A 26,875-nucleotide genomic window follows, 5' to 3' on the forward strand; every position below is an offset into this window, starting at 1 on the left:
TCCTTCGTTCCCCGCGTCGGTCACCATTCCGGACGGCGGAGCCTTGCCGCGGCCGCGCGGTCCCCGGCAAGAATCCGCCTGAGCGTCTTTCGCGAATACATTGAAACCAATCGCCTTTTGCGGGAGTTAATCATTTGTCCTACGATTCATAGCTACCGCACCTGCTCCGGGGTCCGCTTCGCTCGGTGCGCGAAGGAGATGCATTCGGCAATGCTTGTACTTTTCACACTCGCCTCGATTACCGGGGGAACCATTTCCGCCTTGGCGGGTGCCTTGCTGCTGGACGGCGGATGGGTGACCGTCCTGCTGTCCTACTGGCTGGGCGGCATGGTCGGCGGCGGCACCGCCGTCACCGTTGTGGCGCTGCGGGCCGAGCCGGAAGACGACGCCGAGCCCTTCGTCGAGATCCCGCCCGATGATGTCCGGGCCGAAAACGCCGCCCGGACCCGGCCGGAGCGCGCAATGACCGTTGGCAGGGTCGAACCGGTCGAGGCGGACCCGGACGCCGCGCCGCACCGGATACGCGAAGGCTGCGATTCCCATTGATCGCCTTGCGGCGTCCCGAGCCAGGTCCGACGCTAGGCGCGACCGTGGTCTCGACCGGTCAGTCGCGCAAGGCGGCGGCCGGAGGTTGGCGATAGGCCAGCCAGGCTGGCACAGCCGACAGCACCGCCGCCGCCAGGATCAGGCCCCCGAAGCCCATAAGATCGCCGGGCGCGAAGGCCACCGGCAGCGGGAAGCCGCGGTCTGCGGTGAAGGCGCGCGACAGGACCTCGGTCGCTCCAAAGCCCAGACCGAATCCCAGCAGGATGCCGGTCCCGAACAGAAGCGCCAGTTCCAGCCAGACGATGCCGAAGACCGCGCCGCGCGGGGCCCCGAAGGCCCGGAGCGCCCCGATCTGGCGCCGCCGCTGGCCGACCTGGATCACCGTCACCAGCAACAGTGCCGCGGCGACCAGCGTCTGCGCCCCGACTGCGACCGCGACCAGCACGCGTTTGGCATCGCCCAGCATGGCGTAAAGCCCGGTCAGGACCTCGGCCGGAAAGACCGCCAGCGTGTCGCCGGTCGCGCGGTAGTCCTGCCGCAGGCGGTAGGCATCGGCAATGCTGCGCGGCTTGACCAGGATCGCGGGCAGGCCGGGCGGCACGCCAGCCGCCCAGGTCTCGTCGAGCGGTGCATCGGGGTCGAAGGCAGCGCCGTCATGGCCGTCGTGATCGTCGTGATCGGCCTCGCCATGGTTTTCGGCGTGGTCTTCGGTGTGGTCTTCGCTGGCGGCATGGGCGTGGTCAGGGTCTTCCTCGTCATGCGCCTCCGCGTCATGCCCCCCGGCGTCGTGGTCGTGCGCGTCATGGGCATCGTGCCCAAGCCCGTGGACGTGCCAGACCGCCTGGATCGGCACCAGAACGGCGCGGTCCCAGGGGGTGCCGGTGGGGTCGAGCCGCCCCGTCACGCGATAGGCGATACCGGCATGGGCATGGCCGCCCTCGACCTGCTTGCCATGGGTCGGAACCAGCGTGTCGCCCAGGGCCAGATCGACCGCCGAGCCGATCACCGCCTCGCCTTCGGCGGCGAAGGCGCGACCTTCGGCAAACCCGGTCGTCGTGTTCCCGATCAGCGTGGTGGTGGTGCCGATCACCGGATACCCCGCCACGAAATCGCCAAAGCCGATCGGCGCGGCCCAGGCCACGCGCGGATCTTCGGTCAGCGCGACCAGCGTGTCGCCCGGCATCAGCGGCAGCGCCGCGGGCTGCAGGAAGACCGAAGACAGCACCAGCTGCGTGGCGCTGCCGGGCGCGCCGACGATCAGATCGAATTTCTCGGACGCGCGCGCGCTGCCCAGGCGCAGGGCGCGTTCCTGCAGGGTGACGGTGGTGCCCAGCGCCACCGCCAGCGCGATCAGCAGGACGATCACCGCCGAGCCCAGACGAAACCGTTTCAGGTCGGCCAGAACGAAATGGATCATTGCCGGGCTCCTTCGCGGCCGCAGTCGGACAGGATCTCGCCGCCGGCGAGCGTCAGCACCCGGTCGAGCCGCGCGGTCAGGCGGCTGTCATGCGAAACCACGATCAGCGTGGCGCCCGACCGTTCGGCAAGCTCGATCAGCAGCGCGCCGATGGCCGCGCCGTTTTCCGGATCGAGGCTGGCGGTGGGCTCGTCGGCGACGATCACCCCCGGCGCGCGCAACAGCGCCCGCGCCACCGCCACGCGCTGCATCTCGCCGCGCGACATGGTCTCGACCGGCTGGCCGGGACGGGCAAGGCCGACCTCGGCCAGCAGCGTCCGGGCGCGGGCTTCCATCGCCGCATCGGCGACGCGGGACAGCCGCGCGGGCAACAGCACGTTCTCAAGCGCCGAAAGCCCCGGGAAGAGGTGAAAATCCTGCATCACGAGGCCGATATTGGCGCCGCGCCAGCGGTCGCGCCTGCCCTCGGGCAGCTCTGCGATGTCGGTGCCGTCCCAGAGCACGCGGCCAGTGCCGGGCGGGGCGAGCCCGGTGACGATGTTCACAAGCGTCGACTTGCCCGACCCCGACGGCCCGGTCACCGCGACGCGGCTGCCTGCGGGAATGTCGAGCTCGGGGATGCGCAGCACCGGGGCGGAGAGGCCGGGATAGGCGACCTCGACCGCAGACAGATGAAGACCCAGCATGGCGGCTCAGACCGCGGAATAGCGCGCGTCGCGCAGGCGCAGCTGGCTGACGAAACCGGTCTCGGGATCGACCCAGGACCCGCGGTCGAGCTGCCCGGTGACCTCGATGGTCTGGTTCGGCTGCACGAAGGTCTGGCTGCGGTCGAGATAGACCACGACGATGTTGTCGGGCCAGTCGGTATCGGTCGAACAGAACGGGCACAGCGCCATCGGGATCGCGGTCAGCACGAAGAAATTCGACTCCGCCTTCAGCGGCGGCGCCATGAAGCCCCGGATGCGCACCCTCTGGCCGGTCAGCGCGATCACCTTGTCGGAAAAGGTCAGGCCCAGCGGGCTGAAGGCACTGTAAAGCTCGTCGAAACCGATCAGCGGGGTTTCGGCGGCGGCCGGGCGGGGAGCGGTCAGAAACAGCAGGCCGGGCAGGGCGGCGAGGCACAGCCTGCGGGTACGGTGGTGGGCCGGGGCGGGGGCGGCGGGGTCGGTCATGGCGGTCTTCCGGGGCAGGGGAAAGGAAGGGGGCCTGCCCGGACGGCGCACCGCCCGGACAGGCCCCGGTTCAGGTCACTTCTGGACGGTGCCCAGCGCGAAGGCGTCGGCCAGAACCTTGTAGACGTCCGACTGTTCCATGTAGCCCTTGAACTCTTCGGCGCCGGGGCCGGTGGCCTGCAGCACCACGTCATCGACCGCATGGACCGCGGTATCGGCCGATTTCGGCAGGTTGCCGATCCGCAGCACGGCGCCGGGCAGGTCCTTGTAGGCCTCGTTGGCGACGTATTCGTCGTTTTCGTTCTTCACCGAGGGTTCGAACGGGCCGTCCATCTTCGGCGCCCAGGTTTCGTAATAGTCGGGGAAGTTGCTCGAGAAGATCGCCAGCCGCCGCGACACGTCGATCTTGTCGGGATAGCCGTCGCCGTCGGCGTCGGTGTAGTTCGGGAAGCCGGCATCGTCATAGGTGCCGACCTTCTCGCGCATCTCGTCGCCGGGCTTGTCGTCGTCGATGGTGCCGATCACCGAAACGCCATGGGTATGGTCGCCGGTGACGACGATCAGCGTGTCGGGATGGGTCTCGGCGAAGGCGCGCGCGGCGGCCACGGCCTGATCGAACTCGATGGTGTCGATGACGGCGCGGTCCCAGTCCATCGGGTGGGACATCTTGTCGATCGAGGCGCCCTCGACCATCAGGAAGAAGCCCTCGTCGTTCTTCGACAGCTGATCGAGCGCGGTCCGGGTCATCTCGACCAGGCCCGGCTGGTCGGGGAACTTGCCGACCGTGCCCTGATGCAGGAAGCTGCGGTCGAGCTTGGTGTCCATGTTGCCGGTATGGAAGAGGCCCAGCAGCTTGCCGCTGTTCGAGCCCTGCGCCGCGTCAAGCTCGGCCGCGCTGGTCGCCAGCGTATAGCCCGCCTCGCGGAACATCGCGACATAGTCCTTGTCGTCCTTCCGCTTCGAGCCGGGGATGTCGGACTTGAGGAAATAGGCCGAGCCGCCGCCCAGCATCACCTCGGGCTGGATGTCGTAGAACATGCCCACGATATCGGCCTTGTCGCTGCGCTTGCGGGTGTGCGAGACGACGGCCGCAGGCGTCGCGTCTTCCAGTTCCGAGGTGGTGACGACGCCGATGGATTTTCCGGTGGTGCGGCGCAGGGCCTCGGCGATGGTTTCGACCCTGGGGTCGTCCTGGGTCGGCGCGGTGCGGTCGGCATAGACGCCCAGCGCGTTCACCCGCGACTTGTGGCCGGTCATGTAGGCCGACATCGTGTTGGCCGAGTCGGTCGCGATGGAATGGGTCGACGAGGTGCCGATGAAGGCCATGTGGTCGAGATCGTCCATCGCCAGACGGCCGTCCGCCTTGCCCTCGGTCATGCCCTTCGACATGATCCGCGCCGCGGTCCGGTGCGCGACCGACAGCCCGTCGCCGAGGAAGAAAATGATGTTCTTGGCCTTGGGCGTCTCGGGGGTGGCGTAGACCTCCCAGGTCACGGTCCTGGTCTCGTCCCCGGCCTTGACCTCGACGGTGTAGCTGCCCGGCTCGGCCAGGGCCAGATCGCGCAGGATCAGCGCCGAGCCCAGCACGGCGTCATCGGCGCCCTTTTCTTCGGCGACATACTCGGCGGCGGCGCCGAAGGTTTCGGCATAGGGCTTGCCGTTCACGGTCACGGAAATGTCGGCCTCGGGATGCACCGCGTCCAGCTCGACCTTGAAGTCGAAGGGCGAGGAGACGAGGATCGTCGCCCGGTCGAGCGGATAGACCGCCGTGGCCTGCGCCGCACCGGCGAGAATCGTGCTGGCGGCGAGCGCTGTAAGAAGAGTTCGCATGGGTACCTCTGCTGTGGAAGGAAGAAGGGGGTGGTCCCTCGCGGTCCGGTTAACGATTGCATGTATCGGTCATGTGACAAACCGGCGGGTGCGCGCTGTCGCGGCCTGTTTGGGCAGAGGCGGCATCCCGCCACGATGACGCTACGAGCCATGACCTTCCCCAAGGGGAAGGTCCCGCCGCTTTTCGTCGGGCGGCCGGGCCGCGGTCAGCGCAGGTCCGGGCCGGGACGGCCACGGGACGCGGGACCGCAGGCGGGCGGGGGCATCGGCCGCACCTTTGCGCCCGGTCCAGCCGGAGGGGGCGGGATCGGGTCCGGGGGCGGTCCGGCGGAATTGGGGGATCGGGTCCGACCGGGGCGGGAGCGGCCCGGCAAGGGGACGGGTCGGCGGGGCGGGTCGGCGGCGCGGGCCGCCGACCGCAAGGGCGATCAGGCGAGGTGGCGTTTCAGCGCGGCCCAGCCTGCGGCGAAGACGCCTTCGGAAATCACCGGGCCGTATTTGCCCCGGTCCTCCGGCGCCTCGTCGAACTCCGCTTCCCAAAGGGCGAAGGTCTCGCCGGTCTCGGAGACCGGGAAAAGCGCGATCCGGGCGATGTAATTCTCGACCGGAAAGGCCGGCTTGACGAAGCTGTAGCTGAGCGTGAAGGCGCTGTCGTCGAGCGACAGCAGCTTTTCGCGCACATGCCCGCCGCCGCCCGCCAGATGGAAGGACCGCACCGCGCCGACCGCATCGGCGCTGCGGCCGTCCTCGATCTCGCTGCGCTCGATCGCCGGGTGCCAGCTGGGCAGCCCGTTGAAGTCGCGCAGGATTTCCCAGACCTTCTCGATGGGCGCGGGGATCACCGCGCTGGCATAGGCCCTGGCCATAAGATCCTCCCTTGTCAGCCCCGGGTGATGGTCTTGAACTTCCGCGTCTGGTCGATCAGCGCGGTTTCGGTCGGCAGCCGCTCCATGCTGGAGGCGCCGTAGAAGCCGTGACAGTCGGGCGCGTTCGACAGCACATAGGTCGCGTCCTCGGGCATCGAGATCGGCCCGCCATGGCACAGCACGATGATGTCCTTGCGCACGCTCAGCGCGGCCTCGGCGATGGACTGGACCTTGAGCGCGCTGTCTTCCAGCGAGATCGCGGTATCGGCCCCGATGGCGCCGCCCGTGGTCAGGCCCATATGCGCCACCACGATATCGGCGCCCGCCTCGGCCATGGCCCTGGCCTGATCGGTGTCGAAGACATAGGGCGTGGTCAGCATGTCCTTCGCGCGCGCCAGCGCCACCAGATCGACCTCGAGCCCGTAGCCCATGCCGGTTTCTTCCAGGTTCTGGCGGAAGGTGCCGTCGATCAGCCCCACGGTCGGGAAGTTCTGGATGCCCGAAAAGCCGATGGCCTTCAGCTGGTCGAGGAACGGGTCGAAGTTGCAGAACGGGTCGGTGCCGTTCACGCCCGCCAGAACCGGCGTGTTTTTCGTCACCGGCAGCACCTCGCGGGCCATCTCGACGACGATCTCGTTGGCATTGCCATAGGCCAGAAGTCCGGCCAGCGAGCCCCGGCCCGCCATCCGGTAGCGGCCCGAATTGTAGATCACGATCAGGTCGATGCCGCCCGCTTCCTCGCATTTGGCCGACAGGCCGGTGCCCGCGCCGCCGCCGATGATCGGGCGGCCCTCGGCGATCATGCCGCGGAATTTCTCCAGCAGATCCTTGCGTTCGAACCGGGCCATCAGGCGATCTCCTTCCAGTGGGTGTAAAGCGCGTCCGAGAACGCCTCGTCATTGATGTTGTGGGGCAGGCGGATCAGGCGGCGGTCGGGCGTCTGCTCGACCGTGGCCTCAAGGGCCGCGAACAGCGCGCTGCGGGCGTCGATCAGCTCGAAGGGCATGCCCGGCGCGTCCAGCATCGACACCCCGCCCTCGGGCAGCAGGAAGCGCACCGGCCCCGTGCAGGCATTCAGACGGGCGCCGATCCATTCGCCCATCTGGCGGCATTCGTCGGGCGTGGTCCGCATCAGGGTGATCTGCGGATTGTGCTGATAGAACTGCCGGTGGGCATAGCGGTCGGGGACCGAGGATCGGGGGCCGAAATTGACCATGTCAAGCGCGCCGCAGGACCCGACATAGGGAATGCCGGTGCGGGCGATGGCGCCCAGCCGGTCCTCGGTCGCGGCGAGGATGCCGCCGAACAGCAGATCGCAGATCTCGGTGGTCGTGGTGTCGATCACCGACGAGATCATGCCGGAATCGACCAGCTTCTCCATCGCCTGCCCGCCGGTTCCCGTGGCGTGGAAGACGATCGGATCGGCATGGGCCTCGAGCCGGGCGGCCAGACGGGTGACGCAGGGCGTGGTGACGCCGAACATCGTCAGCCCGACGGCGGGGCGGTCGTCGCCGGTCGCCTCGGGCGCGGCCTTCGCCATGCCCGCGATGGCGCGGGCGGCATTGCCGAGGATCACCCTAGAGATCCGGTTCAGCCCGGCGACGTCGGTCACCGAGTGCATCATGGTGATGTCCGAGGGGCCGACATAGGGCGCCACATTGCCCGAGGCCAGCGTCGAGACGATCAGCTTCGGCACGCCCACGGGCAGGGCGCGCATGCCGGGCGCCACCAGCGCCGTGCCGCCCGATCCGCCCAGCGAGATCATCGCGCCGATATCGGCGCGGGTCGCGACGAAGGCCTCGAAGGCCCGGGCCATTCCGGCGACGGCGGTGCCGCGATCCCCGGTCATGACCGCGCCCGTCCCCTCGGGATGGCAGGCGGCCACCTCGGCCGGGGTCACATCGGCGCCGCTGCGGTGCCCGGGCGAGGTCGAGAGGTCGACCTGGACCACCTCCAGACCCTCATCGGCCAGCAGCCCGGCGACATGCACAAGCTCGCGGCCCTTGGTATCGAAAGTCCCGACGACGAACACTTTTTTCGTCACCTCGTTCTCCCCTTCATGCCGGGAGGCCGTCCCACCTCCGGGCTTCATCCGTTTGGAATGCCAAATGGTTAACACAGCCCACCGGACGTTCCAAGCAAAGCCGGTCGCGCCGGGGCCGCGCAGCGGGCGCCGGTCGAAAATGTCGCGCGAGGTGCAATTCGGGAGGGGGCCGAGAGGGCATGAGGGGGCGGGCGCCCGGGGGCGCCCACCTTCGAACCGCATCGCTGTCTTGTCGGGTCAGAGGCCTTCGGGGAAGAAGCAGGCCGCGGCATGGGGCGCGCCGGTCAGCTCGGGCCGGGCCTCGCGGCACCGGTCCTGCGCCTTCCAGCAGCGCGGCGCGAACGGGCAGCCCGCCGGGATCGCCAGCGGCGAGGGCAGCTCGCCCTGTAGCTTGATCCGTTGCCGCGCCGGGTCGGGCTCGGTCGAGGGCGTCGCCGACAGCAGCGCCTTGGTATAGGGGTGGCGCGGAGCGGCGAAGACATCTTCCTTGGTGCCGAACTCGACCGGGCGGCCGAGATACATCACCATCACCTCGTCGGCCACGTGGCGGACCACCGACAGGTCGTGCGAGATGAAGAGATAGGCCAGATCCATGCGTTCCTGCAGATCGAGCAGCAGGTTCAGCACCTGGCTCTGGATCGACAGATCCAGCGCCGAGACGGGTTCGTCCAGCACCAGCAGCTTGGGTTCCAGCATCAGCGCGCGGGCGACCGCGATCCGCTGTCGCTGCCCGCCCGAGAACATGTGCGGGAAGCGGTCGTAATGCTCGGGGCGCAGCCCGACCAGCCGCATCATCTCGCGGGCCTTGTCCGAGCGCTCCTGCGCGCTCATTTCGGGGCGATTGATCTTCAGCGGTTCCTCGAGGATCGTGCCGATCCGGTGGCGCAGGTTCAGCGAGCCATAGGGGTCCTGGAACACGATCTGCACGGTCGAGCGCAGACGGCGCCAGTTGTCGGGCGTGGCGGCCAAGCCGTCGAGCGTCAGCGCACCGCCGGTGGGTTCCTCGATCAGCGTCACCAGACGCGCCAACGTGGACTTGCCGCAACCGGATTCGCCCACGACCGCCAGCGTCTTGCCGGCCGCGATCGAGAATGTGGCCTCGGACAGGGCCTTGACGGTGGCCGGTTTCGAGAACAGCCCGCCGCCGACCTCGTAATGGCGGGCGAGGTGATCGGCGACGACGACAGGAGCGGTCATCGGGCAGCCTCCGTGGCGGCGGTGTCGAGCGGATAGTGACAGCGGGCGATGCCCAGCGCGGGCGGCTGCACCGGGGGCGCGCGGTGGCGGCAGATGTCGTCGGCGAAGCGGCAGCGCGGCGAGAAGAGACAGCCCTCGGGCCGGTCGAACTGCCCCGGCACGACGCCCGGGATGGTCGGCAGACGCCGCTCGGTCGCGCGTTCGGGCAGGGCGGCCAGAAGGGCCGCGGTATAGGGGTGGTGCGGGGTCTCGAAAAGCGCCCGGACGGGCTGTTCCTCGACCTTCTGGCCGGCATATTGCACCTGCACCCGCTGGGCGGTCTCGGCGACGACGCCCATGTCATGGGTGATCAGGATCAGCGCCATGCCGGTGCTTTTCTGAAGATCCTGCAGCAGGTCGAGGATCTGCGCCTGGATCGTGACGTCCAGCGCGGTGGTGGGTTCGTCCGCGATCAGCAGGCGCGGCTGGCAGGCCAGCGCCATGGCGATCATCACCCGCTGGCTCATGCCGCCCGACAACTGGTGCGGAAAGGCGTTCAGCCGCCGCGCGGGATCGGGGATGCCGACCATCTCCATCAGCTCGATGGCGCGGGCATGGCGCGCGCGGCGGTCAAGCTTGAGGTGCTGGCGCAGCGTCTCCTTGATCTGGAACCCGGCGGTGAAGCACGGGTTCAGCGAGGTCATCGGCTCCTGGAAGATCATCGAGATGTCGCGGCCGATGACCTGGCGGCGCTGGCGGGCGGTGAGGCTGCGCAGGTCGGTGCCGTCGAAGCTCATCTCGTCGGCGGTGATCCGGGCGGTCCAGGGCAGAAGCCCCATCAGCGCCATCATCGAGACCGACTTGCCGGACCCGCTTTCGCCGACGATGGCGAGGATGTCGCCCTTGTCGACGGTCACATCGACCCCGTCGACGGCTCGGAAGGGGCCGCCCGCGGTCGAGAACTCCACGGAAAGGTTGCGGATGGACAGGAGCGCCATGGGATCAGCTCCGCTTCAGTTTGGGGTCGAGCGCGTCGCGCAGCCCGTCGCCCATCAGGTTGATCGACAGCACCGTGATCAGGATCGCGAGGCCGGGGAAGGTCACGACCCACCAGGCGCGCAGGATGAATTCGCGGGCCTCGGCCAGCATCGTGCCCCATTCGGGCGTCGGCGGCTGCGCACCCATGCCCAGAAAGCCCAGGGCCGCCACGTCGAGGATCGCGTTCGAGAAGCTCAGCGCCATCTGGACGATGATCGGTGCAAGGCAATTGGGCAGCACGGTGATGAACATCAGCCGCCCCAGCCCCGCGCCCGCGACCTTGGCCGAGGTGACATAGTCGCGGGTCCGCTCGCTCATCACCGCGGCGCGGGTCAGGCGCACATAGTGGGGTTGCAGCACGACGGCGATGGCGATCATCGCGTTCAGAAGCGTGGGTCCGAGGATCGCCACCAGCACCAGCGCCAGCAGCAGCGAGGGGAAGGACAGGATGATGTCCATCAGCCGCATGATGACGGTGTCGAGCCATTTCGGCGCGAAGCCCGCGATAAGCCCGATCAGGATGCCGGTCGAGGCGGCCAGCACCACGACGACGAGGCCCACGAAGAAGGAATAGCGCGCCCCGTAAAGCAGCCGCGAGAGGATGTCGCGCCCCAGCGGGTCGGTGCCCAGCGGAAAGCGCCAGCTGCCCTCGGCGGTCCAGAACGGCGGCAGCAGCGTGTGGTCGCGGAACTGCTGGGTCGGGTCGTGCGGCGCAATGACATTGGCGCCGATGGCCAGCAGCACGAAGAAGGCGAAGACGTAAAGCCCGATGACGGCGCCGCGGTTCTCGCGGAAATAGCGCCAGAACTCCTGCAGGCGGCCGGGGCGTTCGGGGGCGGGGCGGGTCGCGTCTGCGGTCGCGTCGGCCATGTCAGCGTTTCCGGATCTTGGGGTTGATGACGCCATACAGCAGGTCGACGATCAGGTTCACGATCATCACCATGCCCGCGATCAGCAGCAGGCCGCCCTGCACGACGGGGTAGTCGCGCCGGTAGATGCTGTCGACCATCCACTTGCCGATGCCGGGCCAGGAAAAGATCGTCTCGGTCAGGATCGCGCCCGCCAGCAGCACGCCGACCGACAGCCCGATCACCGTCACGACCGGGATCAGCGCGTTGCGCAGCGCATGGAGCCCGCTGACCCGGATCGGGGCCAGGCCCTTGGCGCGGGCGGTGCGGATATAGTCCTCGCCCAGCACTTCCAGCATGGCCGACCGGGTCTGCCGCGCGATCACCGCGAGCGGGATCGTGGCCAGCACGATCGAGGGCAGAATGAGGTGCTCGACAGCCGAGGCGAAGGCGCCCTTCTGGCCCGACAGAAGCGAGTCGATCAGCATGAAGCCGGTCGCGTCGGGGAAGTAGTACAGAAGGTCGATCCGGCCCGAGACCGGGGTCCAGCCCAGGTTGCCCGAGAAGACGATGATCAAGAGCAGCGCCCACCAGAAGATCGGCATCGAATAGCCCACAAGCGCCGTCGACATCAGCGCCCGGTCGAAGAACTTGCCCCGGTTCACCGCGGCAATGACGCCCGCGGGGATGCCGAGGCAGATGGCGATGACGATGGCGCAGAGCGACAGCTCGACGGTTGCGGGGAAGAGGGCGAAGAACTCGTCCCAGACCGGCTTCTTGGTGACGTAGCTCATGCCGAGATTGCCGTGCAGGATACCGGTCAGGTAGTCCCAGAACTGGACGATCAGCGGCTGGTCGAAGCCGAACTGTTCGCGCAGCTCCTGATAGCGGGCCTCGGACAGGCCGCGTTCGCCGGCCATGACGATGATCGGATCGCCGGGCAGCACCCGGATGAAGGCGAACGAGATCAGCGTCACGCCGATGAAGGTCGGCACGAAGGTCAGCAGTCTTGTTAGGAAAAATCTGAACATTTTCTTGCGGCCGTGTCCGTGGACTGGGGGCGTACTGGTGTCATGGCCGCGCCCAATGCCCCTAACGGCGGGGCTTGTAAAGCCCCGCCGCCCATTTCTTGATCACTTGTCGAGGCTGACCTCGGTGAAAATGTGCAGCCCGAGCGGGTGGACCTTGTAGCCCTGCACCTCGTCGCGCATCGGCATGAACACCTTCGAATGGGCGATCGTGGCCCAGGGGGCCTGCTCCTTGAAGATGACCTGGGCCTCTTCGTAAAGCTTGGCGCGGTCGGCCTGGGTCGGCAGGGTCTTGGCCTTCTGGATCAGGTCCTCGAAGGGCTGATAGCACCATTGCGACCGGTTCGCCCCGCCGACGCCGTCACAGCTGAGCAGGGTGGCCAGGAAGTTGTCCGGGTCGCCATTGTCGCCGGTCCAGCCCAGCAGCACCGCACCGTCGCGGTCCACGTCCTTCGAGCGGTCGAGATATTCGCCCCACTCATACGAGACGATCTCGGCCTTGACCCCGACCTTCTCGAAATCGGCCTGCAGCAATTCGGCCATGCGCCGGGCGTTCGGGTTGTAGGGCCGCTGCACCGGCATCGCCCAGATCTTCATCGACAGATCGGTGACGCCTTCCGCTTCCAGCATCGCCTTGGCGGCTTCGGGATCGTAGGGATCGTCCTCGACCGCGTCGTTATAGCTCCACATGGTCGGCGGGATCGGGTTCTTGGCGATCTCGCCCGAGCCCTGGAACACCACGTCGATGATGGCCTGCTTGTCCATCGCCATGTTCAGCGCCTTGCGGACCTTCGGATTGTCGAAGGGCGGCTGCTGGGTGTTGTAGGCCATGTAGCCCACGTTCAGGCCTTCCTGCTCCTGCACGGTGATGCCGTCCTCGGACTTCATCTCCTCGATATCGGCCGGGTTCGGGAAGGGCATCACATGGCATTCGCCCGCCTTCAGCTTCTGGTAGCGGACCGAGGCGTCGGGGGTGATCGCGAAGATCAGGTTGTCGAGCTTCGGCAGCCCCTCGCGGTAGAAGCCCTCATGCTTGCGGTACCGGATCACCGCGTCCTTCTGGTAGGCGACGAAAGCGAAGGGACCCGCGCCCAGCGGCTGCTGGTTCAGCATGTCGGGCCTGCCCGCGTCCAGCAGCTGATCGGCATATTCCTTGGACATGATCGAGGCGAAATCCATCGCCAGGTTGGCAATGAAGGGGGCCTCGGGCCGTGTCAGATGGAAGGTGACGGTCAGGTCGTCGACCTTCTCGATGCTCTCGATCAGCTCGGGCATCGACATCGCGTTGAAATATTCGAAGGTGCCGCCCGAGGCGTTGTGGAAGGGGTTCTCGGGGTCGAGCTGGCGCATGAAGCTGAAGATCACGTCATCGGCGGTCATGTCGCGCGTCGGCGTGAAGAAATCGGTGGTCTGGAACTTGATGCCGGGCCGCAGATGGAAGGTGTAGGTCTTGCCGTCCTCGGAGATGTCGTAGCTTTCGGCAAGCCCCGGGACCACTTCGGTGGTGCCGGTCTTGAACTCGACGAGGCGGGCATAGACGGCCTGTCCGGCGGCGTCGAAGGTCGTGCCCGAGGTATAGAGCGCCGGGTCGAACCCTTCGGGCGAGCCCTCCGAGCAATAGACCAGCGTCTGTTGCGCGGCGGCGGCCGTGGCCATGGTCAGCGCAAGCGCCGAAGTTGTCAGAAACGTGTGTAGGGTCATTTTGTACCTTTCATGGGATCCCGGCACCCTGTCCCATCGGTCATGCCGGTGATCTGTGCGTTGTCGAAGGCCCGGACAGCAAATCCGGTTGCGGCCGGGCGGTCAACGGCAACTTGCCGGGCCGGACGCGAAGGCAGGCCCCATTGCCCGCCGGTTGGCAAAGGTCCAGTGAAAACGGCGGGGCGACAGCGCCCCGCCTGCGACAAGAGGCCTCTGCTTCAACCGGCGTACTGGGCGATGAAATAGCCCGCGACCACCGCCGTCCCGATCACGCCCGCCACGTTCGGGCCCATGGCATGCATCAGCAGGTAGTTCCCCGGATCGGCGCGCTGGCCCTCGATCTGGCTGACGCGGGCGGCCATCGGCACCGCCGAGACCCCGGCCGACCCGATCAGCGGGTTGATCTTGGTGCGACTGACCAGGTTCATCGCCTTGGCCATCAGCACACCCGCGGCGGTGGCGATCCCGAAGGCGATCACCCCGAGCCCGAGGATCTTCAGCGTGTCGGCATTGAGGAACCGCTCGCCCGTCATGGTTATCCCGACCGAGGTGCCCAGCAGGATCGTCACGACGTTGATCACCTCGTTCTGTGCGGCCTTGGCCAGCCGCTCGGTCACGAGGCTTTCGCGCAGCACATTGCCCAGCATCAGCATCCCGATCAGCGCCGAGGCCGCGGGCACCAAGAGGATCACCACGACCGTCACCAGCCCCGCGAAGATCAGCTTTTCCAGCCGCGAGACCGGGCGCAGCGACTGCATCCGGATCCTGCGTTCGGCCTCGGTCGTCAGCGCGCGCATGATCGGCGGCTGGATCAGCGGCACCAGTGCCATGTAGCTGTAGGCCGCGACGGCGATGGGCGCCAGCAGATGCGGCGCCATCTTGTTGGCCAGAAAGATCGAGGTCGGCCCGTCGGCGCCGCCGATGATGCCGATGGCGCCGGCCTCCATCGGCGTGAAGCCGATCAGCGTGGCGCCAAGGAAGGTCGCGAAGACCCCGAATTGCGCCGCCCCGCCCAGAAGCAGGGTGCGCGGATTGGCGATCAGCGGCCCGAAATCGGTCAGCGCACCCACGCCCAGAAAGATCAGGGGCGGAAACAGTTCCAGATCGACGCCGAGCGAGATGTAATGGAACAGCCCCCCCGCCACGCCGTCGGCGGGCGGGTTCACCAGCCCCTCGGTCGGCAGGTTGGCCAGCAGCGCGCCGAAGGCGATGGGCACCAGCAGAAGCGGTTCGAACTTGCGGAAGATGGCGAGGTAGAACAGCCCCGCCACGATCAGCCACATCGCCGCCATCTGCCAGGTGACATCGGGCAGGGCGGTCATGTCGAAAAGGCGTTCGAGCCGGGCGCTCAGCGGTTCGGGCTGCATCGGACGCGCCTCCTCAGGACAGGACCAGAAGGACCTGCCCCTCGGTCACGGTCGCGCCGGGGGCCACGTGAAGCGCGCTGACGGTCCCGGCCTGGGGCGCGCGGATATCGGTGTTCATCTTCATCGCCTCGAGCACCAGCAGCGGATCGCCCGCGGCGACGTTTTGGCCGACGGCGACCGCGACGCTGACCGTGGTGCCCGCAAGCGGGCTCAGCACCGCGCCGGGCTCGGCGGGGGCTGCCGGGGCGGCCGCGGCGACGGCCGGGGCGGTCGCGCGCGGGGCGGCTGCGGGGGCCGTGGCCGGACGGGCAGGGGCCGCCGGGGTCTCGGGCGCGCCGGTTTCGATCTCTTCCACCGTCACGTCATAGGCGGTGCCGTCCACGGTGATCCGCAGGCGCTTCATGGCTTCGGTCCTCTCATGATGTCCGGGGTCTCGCCGCCCAGCCGGGGCCGGGTCGGGCCCCATCCGGTGCGGATGCGATGGGCGGCGAAGGTCTCGATCCGGCCTTCAAGCGGCCAGCCGTCGACACGATGGGCGGGGGCGGCGACGCGGGTGATGCGATGGCCGGGCCCGAGCGTCTCGGCCACCGCCGCCGCGATGGCCGCGAGGTGATGGGGGGGCACGCCCGGCGCGATTGGCGGCTCTGGCGCCACGACGGGCCTCTCGGCCTTGCGCGCGGCCCGGATGAAGGCCCGGCCGATCAGCGCGCAGGCGCCCCAGAGGGCCGCAAGGACCAGCAGCACCACCGCAAAGCCGGTTCCGATCAGGGACAGGTTTTCCAGCATGATCGGACCTAAAGCGGGATGTTGCCGTGTTTCTTCGGCGGGCGCGTCTCGCGTTTCGACAGAAGCCCGCGTAGGGTCAGCGCGATGGCGCTGCGGGTCTGGCGCGGCTGGACGATGTCCGACACGAAGAGCCGCCCGGCCGACAGATAGGGCGAGGCGAATTCGGCGCGGTATTCGGCGGCCAGCTCGCGGGCGCGCGCGGCGCGGTCCTCGGCCTCGGCCAGATCCTTGCGGTAGAGGATGTTCACCGCGCCCTCGGCCCCCATCACCGCGATCTCGGCGGTGGGCCAGGCGATCACCCGGTCGGCGCCCATGTCCTGGCTGCACATCGCCAGATAGGCGCCGCCATAGGCCTTGCGCATGATGACGGTGATCTTCGGCACCGTCGCCGAGGCATAGGCGAACAGCATCTTGGCGCCATGCCGGATGATGCCGCGCCGTTCCTCGGCCACGCCCGGCAGAAAGCCCGGCACGTCGACCAGCGTCACCAGCGGGATGTTGAAGACGTTGCAAAGCCGCACGAAGCGCGCGCCCTTGTCCGAGGCGTCGATGTCAAGCGCGCCCGCCTTGACCATCGGCTGGTTGGCGACGAAGCCCGTCACCACGCCGCCGAGCCGGCCGAAGCCCACCACGATATTGGCGGCAAAGCCTGCCATCACCTCGAGGAAATCGCCCTCGTCGGCGAGCCGGGCGATCACCTCGCGCACGTCATAGGCCGATTTCGGGTCTTCGGGGATCAGCGCGTCAAGCTCGGGGTCGTCCTCGACCGTCAGGTCGGGCTCGATCCGGTGCGGCGGGTCCATCATGTTGTTGGAGGGCAGGAAGGACAAGAGCCGGTGGACCAGCGCGACCGCATGGGCGTCGTCCTCGGCGATGAAATGGATGTTGCCCGCGACCGAGGCATGGGCCTCGGCCGAGCCGATCTCGTCCATCGTCGTGGCCTGTCCGGTGACCGCGCGGATCACCTCGGGGCCGCAGATGAACATCTGGGCATGTTCGCGCGTCATGATGACGAAATCGGTCAGGGCGGGGCTGTAGGCCGCGCCGCCCGCGCAGGGCCCGGCAATGACCGAGATCTGCGGCACCACGCCCGACAGCTGCACGTTGCGGTAGAAGACCTGGCCATAGGCCGAAAGCGCACCGACGCCTTCCTGGATCCGCGCCCCGCCGGAATCGTTGAAGCCCACGACCGGCACGCCCGCTTTCAGCGCATGGTCCAGAACGAGGCAGATCTTGCGCGAATGCATCTCGCCCAGCGTCCCGCCCACGACGCCGAAATCCTGGCTGAAGGCCGCGACCGGGCGACCGTCGACAAATCCCGTGCCGGTGATGACGCCATCGGCCGGGATCGACTTCTTCTCCATCCCGAAATGGCGGGTGGCGTGCTGGGCGTGCAGCCCGGTTTCCTGGAACGTCCCGGCCGAGAACAACGTATCGATCCGTTCGCGCGCGGTCAGCCGTCCCTTGGCGTGGCGATCCTCGGCCTTGGCCGGGCCGCCGCCCTCAAGAGCGGCCGCGCGCCGCTTGTCCAGTTCATCCGCAAGGGATCGGGAAATCGCCATGGCACCCTTCCGCTTCGGGGCCGTGCCGGGGACCGGCGCGGCCTGTTTCAGGACCGCGGCCCGGCCCTCCTGCCGGGTATACCGGAAGGTCTTCCGGCACGCCACAGGCGACCGGACGGAAGGCGGGCGCGGGGCGGGCGGCGTAGAGTCGCCCCCGAACCCCCGGATAAAAGCCCAAAATCGGGGCAGATGCCCCCGCATTGGGCGCCGACCCCCGCTTTGGCGGCGGGATTTCGCCCCGGCGGTTGAAGAATGGCCGAGCGTCCCTAGGGTTTAGGACATGCTTTCCGATATCCAATCCCGAACGGGGCCCGTCGCCCCGCAGGACGTCCTGCACCGGATCGCGTCGGGCACCCATGGCGATCCGTTCGCCGTGCTGGGTCCGCATGCCGTTGCCGACGTCCGCCATGTCACCGCCCTGATGCCCGGGGCCGAAACCGTCGACGCGCTGGCCGACCCGGGTGGCGTCCACCGGCTGTCCCCGGTGCCGGGCTGCGCAGGCCTTTTCTCGGGGCCGGTGCCGGGCGAGGGCGCCTACCGGTTGCGCGCCGCTGCCAAGGGCACGGTCTGGGAGACCGACGATCCCTACCGTTTCGGCCCGGTTCTGGGCGAGCTCGACGAGCATCTGATCGGGCGGGGCGACCATCACCGGTTGTGGGAGGCGCTCGGCGCCCATGCGATGACCCATGAGGGCGTCGCGGGCACCCATTTCGCGGTCTGGGCGCCCAATGCCAGCCGCGTCTCGGTGGTGGGGCCGTTCAACCAGTGGGACGGGCGGCGCCATGTGATGCGGCGCCGCGGGGTCAGCGGTGTCTGGGAAATCTTCCTGCCGGGCATCGGGGAGAACGCCAGCTACAAGTACGAAATTCTGGGGCCGGACGGGGCGCTGCAGCCGCTGAAGGCCGACCCCGTGGGATTCGGGTCCGAACATCCGCCCGCCAATGCCTCGGTCGTGCACGATCTGCGCGGCTATGGCTGGTCGGACGACGCCTGGATGCAGGACCGCGCTGGCCGCAATGCCCGGAGCGCCCCGATCTCGATCTACGAGGTGCATCTGGCCTCGTGGAAGCGCCGCGCCGACGGGCGGGCGATTTCCTATGTCGAGGCGGCCGAGGAACTGGTCGACTACGTCGCCGCGATGGGGTTCACCCATATCGAGCTGATGCCGGTCAGCGAATACCCGTTCGACGGGTCCTGGGGCTATCAGCCGGTCGGGCTTTATGCGCCCACGGTGCGCCACGGGCCGCCGCATGAATTCCGCGATCTGGTCGATGCGGCGCACAGGAAGGGGCTGGGCGTGATCCTCGACTGGGTCGCCGCGCATTTCCCGGTCGATGCGCATGGGCTGGGCCAGTTCGACGGCACCGCGCTTTACGAATATGCCGACCCGCGCGAGGGCTTCCATCAGGACTGGAACACGCTGATCTACAATTTCGGCCGGACCGAGGTCGCGAATTTCCTGACGGCCAACGCGCTGTACTGGCTGGAGGAATACCATATCGACGGGCTTCGGGCCGATGCGGTCGCCTCGATGCTGTATCGCGACTATTCGCGGAAAGATGGCGAATGGGTCCCGAACAAGGATGGCGGGCGCGAGAATTACGAGGCCATCGCGCTGTTGCAGCAGATGAACACGCTGGCCTATGGCACCCATCCCGGCACGCTGACCGCGGCCGAGGAAAGCACGGCCTATCCCGGCGTGACCCGGCCTGTCGATCAGGGGGGCCTGGGCTTTGGCTACAAGTGGAACATGGGCTGGATGCACGACACGCTGGGCTACATGGCCGAAGACCCGGTGCATCGGCGCCATCACCACAACAAGATGACCTTCGGGCTGACCTACGCGTTTTCCGAGAATTTCATCCTGCCGATCAGCCATGACGAGGTGGTCTACGGCAAGGGCTCGATGCTGACCAAGATGCCCGGCGAGCGCGCGGAACAATTCGCCAATTTGCGCGCCTTCTACGGGTTCATGTGGGCCCAGCCGGGCAAGAAGCTTCTGTTCATGGGGCAGGACTTCGCGCAGGAGGCCGAATGGGCCTATGCGGGCAGCCTCGACTGGGCGGCGCTGGACAGGCCGGAACATGCCGGGATGCAGCGGCTGGTGCGCGATCTGAACACGCTTTACCGGGGCACGCCCGCGCTGCATGCGCTGGATTTCAGCCCCGAGGGGTTCCAGTGGATCGAGGCCGACGATGCCGACCGGTCGGTCTATGCCTGGCTCCGGCGCGGTGGGCCTCAGGACCCCAACGCGGTCGTTGTCTGCAACTTCTCGCCGGTCGAGCAACCGGCCTACCGGCTGGGCCTGCCTGCGCCCGGACGCTGGCGCGAGGCGCTGAACACCGATGCCGGGATCTATGGCGGGCAGGGGCGCGGCAACATGGGCGGCGTCACCGCCGAGGCCCGGCCGTGCCAGGGTCAGGCGGCCTCGGCCCGGCTTTTCCTGCCGCCGCTTTCGACCGTCATCCTCGTGCATGAGCCCGGCGCATGAGGGACGATGCGACAGACCGCGACGGTGCGCCCGACAGCCCCTTCGATGGAAAGGACGACCACGTGGCCCTGAGGGACCGGATCGAATTCGACGAGGCCGCCGCCCGGGCGGAAGCCGAGGCCGCGACCCATGCGCTGACCACCGCCGAGACCGCCTTCGAGGCGCAATGCCGGATCGCCCGCAGGCTGGGCGGCCGGGTCGAGGAAGGGCGCGCCTGTTTCGGCTTCTGGACGCCTGAATTGCAGGATGCGCGGGTGCCCTCGGGCGACATCTTCCTCGAGGTGCTGACCCCTGTCGAGCCGCTGGACCTGACCCGCGCGCATCAGGATGTGCGCTTCGAGCGGGCCTGGGTGCCGGTCATCCGCGAGGATGCGCATTGCTTCACCGCCGTCACCGGCATGCGCGCGGGCACGCGCGAGGTTTTGGGCGATTTCTATGCGCTGGCCTGGCGCGATGCCGAGGGCGGCTGGCACCGCATTCTCGACCCGCTGGCGATGTCGCTGCCCTTCGGCGCGATGGCCCCGGCCGAGTTGTACGATGTCGAGGCGATGCTGGCGGCACGCGGCGATGCTGACTATTTCCGGGCCTTCGCGGGCGAGGCGCCGCACAAGTTCGGCCCGCCCGCGAACATCCTGCAGGTCCATGTGCCGACCGCGACGGCAGGGGGCACGCTGGCGAGCCTCACCCGCCATTACCACCGCTTGGCCGAACGCGTCGCGCGCGAGCTGCCGCTGGAACCCGCCGACAAGCTCTTCCTTGGCTATGACGCCGTGCAGCTTCTGCCGGTGGAACCGACGACCGTGCATGAGGCGGGGCCCGATTTCTGGCAGGAGGTCGATGGCGACGAAGACGGCGTGACGGTTTCGCTGCTGCGCCCCGATACGACGAACTGGGGCTATGACATCGTCATTTCCGGCATGGCCACGGTCAATCCGGTGCTGCTGGAAACCGGCCGCCCCGACGAGCTGGTCGATTTCGCGGCCGAGCTGCACAACTTCCCCGGCACCCCGAAAAAGCTGATCCTCGATGTCGTCTTCGGCCATGCCGACAATCAGGGGCTGCTGGCGCTGAACAGCCATTTCTTCGCCGGGCCGAACATGTATGGCCAGAACCTCGATTATCCGAACCCGGCGGTGCGGGCGATCTTGCTGGAAATGCAGCGGCGCAAGGTGAATTTCGGCGCCGACGGGGTGCGGGTCGACGGGGCGCAGGACTTCAAGTGGTGGGATACCGCGACCCAGACCATGCGCCATGACGACGACTATCTGCAATCCATGGCCGATCTGGTGCAGGAGGCCGCGGGCACCCGCTACCGGCCCTGGTTCATCTTCGAGGACGGGCGCCCCTGGCCCGAGGAAGACTGGGAACTGTCCTCGGATTACCGCGCGGTGATCGAGGCGCAGACCGATGACGACGTGTTCCAGTGGGGGCCCCTGACCTTCGCCCATAACACGCCCTTCCTCTACACCTTCTGGATGTCGAAGTACTGGCGCATCCGCGAGATCCTCGAGGTCGGCGCCAACTGGATTTCCGGCACCTCGAACCACGACACGCTGAGGCGCGGCACCCAGGTCAGCCCCAAGCTGAACGTCAATACCCGGCTGGGCCGCACCCGGATGGAGATCCTCGACAAGGCCTATGACAACCCGGCGAACCATGTGCTGACCTATGTCGCCTTGCCGGGCGTGCCGATGGATTTCCTCAATGCCATGGCGCGGGCCTCCTGGGGCTTCATCCGCAACCAGGACGACCGCTATGGCGTGAAGGTCGTGGCCGAAGAGGCGATCAGCCTGAAATGGCAGGTCGACGAATACAGTTATTCGGTGCCTGCCAATTTCCGCCGTCTGAAAGAGATGGGCTTCGAGACCCGGGCCGATCTGGTGCGGTTCTTCGAATTCCTGCCCGCGCTGGTCGAGGTGACCGAATACGATCTCGATGAAATCGCTCGGCTTCTGAACAAGGCGGAACCGCCGCTGGCCGGCCCCGAGGTCTATACGGTGGCCGCGCTCAAGCACATGGCGCGGGCCTGGATGGACGACATGCACGAGTATTGCAACGTGTCGAACTCGCTGCCGACGCTCGATGCCGATCAGGCGGCGTTCTGTCTGTCGCTGCGCGGGTTCCGCCGCAAGCGGCCCTGGCTGGCCGCGAATTACGGGTCCCGCGACCGGTTCGACTATCAGCGCCCGATTGCCGGGCGGACGCTCTTCACCGCGCTCCGGCACGGGCCGGAGGGCGAACAGATCTTCGCGGTCACGCATATGGAGGGCAAGCCCACGGCCGAGATCGACCCGCTGAGCCTGCCGGTGCCGGGGATCGAGGGCGGCGGCTGGGAGATCGCGCTGCGCACCCCCTCGATCGGGGCCGATTATCTGGGCGGGCCGATCACTCTGACGGATTCCATGGCGCTGGTCTTCTCGCGGCGGGAGCCGGGCTAGCGGCCCCGCCGTCGGGCGACGCCGCCGCGTTGCCCGGGGCGCCCGGCGGTCGAGCGGCCTTTGGCCCGGGTCGAGGCCTCGACCGCCTCTTCGACAGCCGATTGCCGCGCCAGCGGATCGTCGGCGATGGCCAGATCGACCGCCTCGAGCCGCTTGATCTCGTCGCGCAGCCGGGCGGCCTCTTCGAATTCGAGGTTCTCGGCGGCCTTGCGCATGCTGGTCCGAAGCCCGTCCAGATGGGCCTCGAGATTGCCGCCATGCATCGGCTTGTCGACCGTCGCGGTGACGCGGGACATGTCGGTATCGCCCTGATAAAGCCCGGCCAGAATGTCTTCGACATTCTTCTTCACCGTCTCGGGCGTGATGCCGTGTTCCTCGTTATAGGCGATCTGCTTCTCGCGTCGCCGCTCGGTCTCGCGCAGCGCGCGTTCCATCGACCCGGTGATGCGGTCGGCATACATGATGACCCGCCCTTCGGCATTCCGCGCCGCCCGGCCGATGGTCTGGATCAGCGAGGTTTCCGAGCGCAGGAACCCTTCCTTGTCGGCATCGAGGATCGCGACGAGGCCGCATTCGGGAATGTCCAGCCCCTCGCGCAGAAGGTTGATGCCGACCAGCACGTCGAAGGCGCCAAGGCGCAGGTCGCGCAGGATCTCGATGCGTTCGATGGTGTCGATGTCGGAATGCATGTAGCGCACCCGGATGCCCTGTTCGTGCAGGTATTCGGTCAGATCCTCGGCCATCCGCTTGGTCAGCGTGGTGCAGAGCGTCCGGAAGCCTTTCGCCGCGACCTTGCGGACCTCGTCCAGCAGGTCGTCCACCTGCATCTCGACGGGCCGGATCTCGACCACGGGGTCCAGAAGCCCGGTCGGCCGGATCACCTGTTCGGTGAAGACCCCGCCGGTCTGGTCCAGCTCCCAGGCGCTGGGCGTGGCCGAGACGAAGACCGATTGCGGCCGCATCGCGTCCCATTCCTCGAATTTCAGCGGGCGGTTGTCCATGCAGGAGGGCAGCCGGAAGCCATGTTCGGCCAGTGTGAACTTGCGCCGGTAGTCGCCCCGGTACATGCCGCCGATCTGCGGCACCGAGACGTGGGATTCATCGGCGAAGACGATGGCATTGTCGGGAATGAACTCAAACAGCGTCGGCGGCGGCTCGCCCGGGGCGCGCCCCGTGAGGTACCGCGAATAGTTCTCGATCCCGTTGCAGAAGCCCGAGGCCTCGAGCATCTCGAGATCGAACTGCGTACGCTGTTCCAGCCGCTGGGCCTCGAGCAGCTTGCCCTCGTCGGTGAGCTGGGCCAGCCGCTGCTTCAGCTCTTTCCTGATCCCGGTGATGGCCTGCCGGATCGTCGGCTTGGGCGTGACATAGTGGGAATTGGCGTAGACCCGGACCTTGTCGAAGCTGTCGGTCTTCTTGCCGGTCAGCGGGTCGAATTCGGTGATGCTTTCCAGCTCCTCGCCGAAGAACGACAGCTTCCAGGCGCGATCCTCAAGGTGGGCGGGCCAGATTTCAAGGCTGTCGCCCCGCACCCGGAACGACCCGCGGTCGAAGGCGGCATCGTTGCGGCGGTATTGCTGCTGCACCAGATCGGCAATGATCTCGCGCTGGTCATAGAGCTTGCCCGCCTCCAGATCGAGGGTCATGGCCATGTAGAGCTCGGGCGAGCCGAGACCGTAGATGCAGGAGACCGAGGCCACGATGATGACGTCGTCGCGCTCCAGCAGCGCCCGGGTGGCCGAGTGGCGCATCCGGTCGATCTGCTCGTTGATCTGGCTTTCCTTCTCGATATAGGTATCCGAGCGCGGCACATAGGCCTCGGGCTGGTAGTAGTCGTAATAGCTGACGAAATACTCGACGGCATTCTCGGGGAAGAAGCCCTTGAACTCGCCGTAAAGCTGGGCCGCGAGGGTCTTGTTCGGGGCGAGGATGATCGCCGGGCGCTGGGTTTCCTCGATCACCTTGGCCATGGTGAAGGTCTTGCCGGTGCCGGTCGCGCCCAACAGCACCTGATCGTGGTCCCCTTGCGTGATGCCCGCGACCAGTTCGGCGATGGCGGTCGGCTGATCGCCAGCGGGCGCGAAGTCCGAATGCATCACGAAGCGCTTGCCGCCTTCCAGCTTTTCGCGGGGGCGGGTCTCGACGGTGGGGGCGTCAAGCGCATGGGGCTCGGTCGAAGAAGGCATGGTGGCGATTCCCGGGATCTGGCTCTCCAGATTTGTCCCGGGCCGGGCGGGGTTCAAGGGGGTAGGGCGGTATCCTGCGGTATGCAGGCTCTTGCAAGGCGCCGTCCGAGCCCCCATAACAGCAACGAAGAGAGAACCCGGAAGGGAGACATGCCCATGCGTGCCCGCATCTATCAGCCCGCCAAGACCGCGATGCAGTCGGGTCAGGCCAAGACCCATCACTGGGTGCTGGATTTCGGCCCGCAAAGCCCGCGCGAACTCGATCCGCTGATGGGCTGGACCAGCTCGGACGACACCCAGTCGCAGGTGCGCCTGCGCTTCGAAACCCGCGAGGCGGCCGAGGATTACGCCCGCCGCCATGGCATCGACGCGGTGGTGCTGCGCCCGAAGAAGCGCGCGCCGAACGTCCGGCCGATGGGCTATTCCGAGAATTTCGCGGTCAACCGCCGCGGCGCCTGGACCCACTGAGACCGCTGTAAATCGGGATCAAGTTGCGGCCGAATGGGCCACATGATCCGGCCGAGGTCTATTTTGAAGGGCGTGGATGTACCCGCTTTCATTCGGCTTCGCGGTTATTCCTTTCGGCATCTGGTCCAGTGAAACGCTTCGACCGACCATCGGCTCTCGCATGGATTGGCGTGGAAGGTGCGCATGCTGCGCTTGTTGAAGCCACTGAAATGAGAGGCCGATCGCTTCGGCGAGGCGTAGTCAGAGAAAGCAGATGAATGCGCAAACCGAAGCATAAGTCTGCGCAAGGGGTGTCAGGGGCGACACGTACCGCCTGGTTTCTCTGGGCTGCTCTCTGAAAGACGGTGATGGGGGCGCTGGCGCTTATGCTCCGGCGCCTTTCGCGTATGGAGAGGATTCGGCGGTTCGTCGCGTGGGGCCACGGATCCAGCGGAGTGCCGTTGTGCTCTCCCCGTATGAGCCTGAGCATGGCGCAGTGGGGCTGGCTTGCGATGGTGAGCCCCTGGACAAGAGGTCGCTTGGATGCGGTGGGAACTCCGATGAAGACCAAGAAGTCAACGCAAGCTGTCGCTACGATACTGAACCGATATCAGCGTTGGAGAAATCGTCAGGTGCCCGTCACAGCAACAGATGCCTACGCCGACGCCATTGCTCGCGTCTGTAGAGGCGACGTCGACCTCGACTCGGGTGAAAGGGGCCTCATCCACCTCAAGCGCCAGAAGGTCATTTCCGGCCGAAGACTGGTCACGCCACTTGCTCGCCATCAGCGCGAGATCAGACCTGAGTGACGCCTCCCGAGGGCTTCCTGGGGTGCTGGGCTCAACACCAGTTACGAATACACGAAGCGTCATCGCTCTTGGGAGCGAATGGTTTGCTACAAGGGCCATAGTCACCGCTCACGCCCGGCGCTGCATGATGATCTGCCCTGGCTCGAAGGGCGGGAAGTGTGAATTCGCCGCGTCGCAGCGCGAATTGGGTTATTCCGCGAATGCGGACCTTCAACACGTAATGCCCCGTCAGACGGCCCCCGCCGGAGCGTTGCTCCTTAAGTGCGCTTCATAGCGTCTCAGGTATCCGACCGCAGGCCGCGGCGAGTGAGATCGATTGCGATGACCGTGACCTCGTCGATGTCCGGCCGATCGCGAGCAATTGAATGCCAGTAGTCCTGCAAGGCGGACTCCAGATCATTCAGATCAACTCGGTGGCCGCCAATTTGCCACTTTCGATCGGCCACCCGCCCCTGCCATACGAGGAGCATGATACCCCGGCCACCTGCCTCAGCGCGGAGATAGTCTCCAGCGAGTTGATTTCGGAGCCGCTCACACAAATCCGGCCCCGCCCAACCGTTGTCCAGTAGCTTCAGTTCAATCGGAACGGGAGTGACGCCCGGCGCTTGGACCCAAATATCGGGCCGCTGGGCGTTTGGCATCTCGTTCTCCTGTGCACACGTGTAGCGCCCATTCGCCAAGTCGTTCAGGCGACCGGTGATGAGGTTTCTCACCTCCGTTTCCGCTTCCGCGCGCCGCCATGTCTGATAAGGGCTGTCATCGCTATCCTCCAACCAAGCGCGGATATCGATTAGCCGGTGCACGGCAACAGAGAAGAGTTGGGCGTTGGTTGCCGGGGCGCTGTTGCGCAAATCAGCTGACGACCGCAGTTCCCCTTTCCCCGGACACACTTATCCCATGGCCACGGTGAGCGGGATGCCGAGCGCCGTGAAGCGGTTGAGGACCGCCGCCCGGATCTGGACTTCGGCAACCTGGCGGTCGAAGTCCCGTGACATCAGCCTCTGGCCGAGCAGTTTCACGCAGTTCGTTTTCGTTTCGACCCTGCTCCGGCGGTGGGACCCGCTCCAGTTCCGCCAGAGTGCCCGGCCGAGGGGCTTCGATGCTCGCAGGATCTCGTTTCGTG

The 26,875-nt window shown here is 67.2% G+C and carries 23 protein-coding genes and 1 pseudogene; 5 read left to right on the top strand and 19 right to left on the bottom strand.

Translation table 11 applies throughout. The features are described from left to right. Window positions 1–210 precede the first annotated feature (210 nt). Window positions 211–546 carry a hypothetical protein gene (locus tag BYZ73_RS18290; protein ID WP_112317184.1) on the top strand — a complete coding sequence of 112 codons (336 nt, stop codon included), beginning with the start codon at window positions 211–213 and terminating at the stop codon, window positions 544–546. A gap of 58 nt (window positions 547–604) precedes the next feature. Here BYZ73_RS18290 and BYZ73_RS18295 read toward each other — a convergent pair whose 3' ends face one another. From BYZ73_RS18295 to BYZ73_RS18370, 16 genes are all read right to left on the bottom strand, one after another. Further along, complete coding sequence (locus BYZ73_RS18295) at window positions 605–1,963, bottom strand: ABC transporter permease (RefSeq protein ID WP_112317185.1); 1,359 nt, start codon at window positions 1,961–1,963, stop codon at window positions 605–607. Beyond that, window positions 1,960–2,649, bottom strand: a complete 690-nt coding sequence (locus BYZ73_RS18300) for an ABC transporter ATP-binding protein (RefSeq protein ID WP_108028775.1) — start codon at window positions 2,647–2,649, stop codon at window positions 1,960–1,962. The genes BYZ73_RS18295 and BYZ73_RS18300 overlap by 4 nt, the downstream gene beginning before the upstream one ends. A 6-nt stretch (window positions 2,650–2,655) precedes the next feature. Next, complete coding sequence (locus tag BYZ73_RS18305) at window positions 2,656–3,135, bottom strand: hypothetical protein (RefSeq protein ID WP_112317186.1); 480 nt, start codon at window positions 3,133–3,135, stop codon at window positions 2,656–2,658. 75 nt (window positions 3,136–3,210) lie between these two features. Next, window positions 3,211–4,965, bottom strand: a complete 1,755-nt coding sequence (locus BYZ73_RS18310; RefSeq protein WP_112317187.1) for an alkaline phosphatase — start codon at window positions 4,963–4,965, stop codon at window positions 3,211–3,213. Window positions 4,966–5,393: 428 nt separating this feature from the next. Then, complete coding sequence (locus tag BYZ73_RS18315; protein ID WP_112317188.1) at window positions 5,394–5,831, bottom strand: SRPBCC family protein; 438 nt, start codon at window positions 5,829–5,831, stop codon at window positions 5,394–5,396. Between the two features lie 14 nt (window positions 5,832–5,845). After that, a complete protein-coding gene (locus tag BYZ73_RS18320; RefSeq protein ID WP_112317189.1) occupies window positions 5,846–6,679 on the bottom strand; it encodes a phosphoenolpyruvate hydrolase family protein in 834 nt (277 codons plus the stop codon). Continuing rightward, window positions 6,679–7,875 (bottom strand): Tm-1-like ATP-binding domain-containing protein, encoded by a 1,197-nt coding sequence (locus BYZ73_RS18325; protein WP_245943224.1) that lies wholly within the window; start codon window positions 7,873–7,875, stop codon window positions 6,679–6,681. Before BYZ73_RS18325 ends, BYZ73_RS18320 begins: the two co-directional genes overlap by 1 nt. Window positions 7,876–8,112: 237 nt before the next feature. After that, a complete protein-coding gene (locus BYZ73_RS18330) occupies window positions 8,113–9,072 on the bottom strand; it encodes an ABC transporter ATP-binding protein (protein ID WP_108028781.1) in 960 nt (319 codons plus the stop codon). Continuing rightward, window positions 9,069–10,049, bottom strand: coding sequence for an ABC transporter ATP-binding protein (locus tag BYZ73_RS18335; RefSeq protein WP_112317191.1), 981 nt, complete (start codon window positions 10,047–10,049; stop codon window positions 9,069–9,071). The genes BYZ73_RS18330 and BYZ73_RS18335 overlap by 4 nt, the downstream gene beginning before the upstream one ends. Before the next feature lie 4 nt (window positions 10,050–10,053). Next, complete coding sequence (locus tag BYZ73_RS18340) at window positions 10,054–10,959, bottom strand: ABC transporter permease subunit (protein ID WP_112317192.1); 906 nt, start codon at window positions 10,957–10,959, stop codon at window positions 10,054–10,056. A 1-nt stretch (window position 10,960) separates the two neighbouring features. Further along, entirely contained in the window at window positions 10,961–11,968 is a 1,008-nt protein-coding gene (locus tag BYZ73_RS18345; RefSeq protein WP_108028784.1) for an ABC transporter permease subunit, read from the bottom strand. Window positions 11,969–12,070: 102 nt separating this feature from the next. Beyond that, window positions 12,071–13,666 (bottom strand): ABC transporter substrate-binding protein, encoded by a 1,596-nt coding sequence (locus tag BYZ73_RS18350; RefSeq protein ID WP_108028785.1) that lies wholly within the window; start codon window positions 13,664–13,666, stop codon window positions 12,071–12,073. Window positions 13,667–13,884: 218 nt separating this feature from the next. Beyond that, the gene (locus BYZ73_RS18355; protein WP_215731181.1) at window positions 13,885–15,033 is read right to left on the bottom strand and encodes a sodium ion-translocating decarboxylase subunit beta; all 1,149 of its coding nucleotides are present in this window, start codon (window positions 15,031–15,033) and stop codon (window positions 13,885–13,887) included. A 13-nt stretch (window positions 15,034–15,046) separates the two neighbouring features. Next, complete coding sequence (locus BYZ73_RS18360) at window positions 15,047–15,436, bottom strand: biotin/lipoyl-containing protein (RefSeq protein ID WP_108028786.1); 390 nt, start codon at window positions 15,434–15,436, stop codon at window positions 15,047–15,049. Continuing rightward, window positions 15,433–15,819: an OadG family transporter subunit gene (locus BYZ73_RS18365; RefSeq protein ID WP_108028787.1), complete on the bottom strand. Its 387-nt coding sequence runs from the start codon at window positions 15,817–15,819 to the stop codon at window positions 15,433–15,435. Before BYZ73_RS18365 ends, BYZ73_RS18360 begins: the two co-directional genes overlap by 4 nt. Before the next feature lie 8 nt (window positions 15,820–15,827). Further along, window positions 15,828–17,381 (bottom strand): acyl-CoA carboxylase subunit beta, encoded by a 1,554-nt coding sequence (locus BYZ73_RS18370; RefSeq protein WP_112317193.1) that lies wholly within the window; start codon window positions 17,379–17,381, stop codon window positions 15,828–15,830. Window positions 17,382–17,661: 280 nt separating this feature from the next. On the opposite strand from BYZ73_RS18370, the gene glgB reads away from it, so the two are divergent. Together glgB and gghA are read left to right on the top strand one after the other, a co-directional pair. Continuing rightward, window positions 17,662–19,872: a 1,4-alpha-glucan branching protein GlgB gene (gene glgB, locus BYZ73_RS18375; RefSeq protein WP_112317194.1), complete on the top strand. Its 2,211-nt coding sequence runs from the start codon at window positions 17,662–17,664 to the stop codon at window positions 19,870–19,872. Beyond that, window positions 19,869–22,310, top strand: a complete 2,442-nt coding sequence (gene gghA, locus BYZ73_RS18380) for a glucosylglycerol hydrolase (protein ID WP_112317195.1) — start codon at window positions 19,869–19,871, stop codon at window positions 22,308–22,310. The genes glgB and gghA overlap by 4 nt, the downstream gene beginning before the upstream one ends. Here gghA and uvrB read toward each other — a convergent pair. Next, window positions 22,307–24,496 (bottom strand): excinuclease ABC subunit UvrB, encoded by a 2,190-nt coding sequence (gene uvrB, locus BYZ73_RS18385; protein WP_112317196.1) that lies wholly within the window; start codon window positions 24,494–24,496, stop codon window positions 22,307–22,309. The two genes, gghA and uvrB, sit on opposite strands and share 4 nt — an antisense overlap. A 156-nt stretch (window positions 24,497–24,652) precedes the next feature. Here uvrB and BYZ73_RS18390 point away from each other — a divergent pair, with 156 nt between their 5' ends. Further along, the gene (locus tag BYZ73_RS18390; RefSeq protein ID WP_108028792.1) at window positions 24,653–24,964 is read left to right on the top strand and encodes an ETC complex I subunit; all 312 of its coding nucleotides are present in this window, start codon (window positions 24,653–24,655) and stop codon (window positions 24,962–24,964) included. A 539-nt stretch (window positions 24,965–25,503) separates the two neighbouring features. Beyond that, window positions 25,504–25,752: a hypothetical protein gene (locus BYZ73_RS22450; RefSeq protein ID WP_146176321.1), complete on the top strand. Its 249-nt coding sequence runs from the start codon at window positions 25,504–25,506 to the stop codon at window positions 25,750–25,752. 278 nt (window positions 25,753–26,030) lie between these two features. On the opposite strand, the gene BYZ73_RS18395 is transcribed toward BYZ73_RS22450, so the two are convergent. Together BYZ73_RS18395 and BYZ73_RS18400 are read right to left on the bottom strand one after the other, a co-directional pair. Further along, the gene (locus BYZ73_RS18395) at window positions 26,031–26,525 is read right to left on the bottom strand and encodes a hypothetical protein (RefSeq protein WP_220086859.1); all 495 of its coding nucleotides are present in this window, start codon (window positions 26,523–26,525) and stop codon (window positions 26,031–26,033) included. Window positions 26,526–26,642: 117 nt separating this feature from the next. Continuing rightward, window positions 26,643–26,875, bottom strand: a pseudogene (locus BYZ73_RS18400) (IS5/IS1182 family transposase); the annotation flags it as partial.

The sequence above is a fragment of the Rhodovulum viride genome (assembly GCF_003265965.1).
Classification (GTDB): Bacteria; Pseudomonadota; Alphaproteobacteria; order Rhodobacterales; family Rhodobacteraceae; genus Rhodovulum; species Rhodovulum kholense.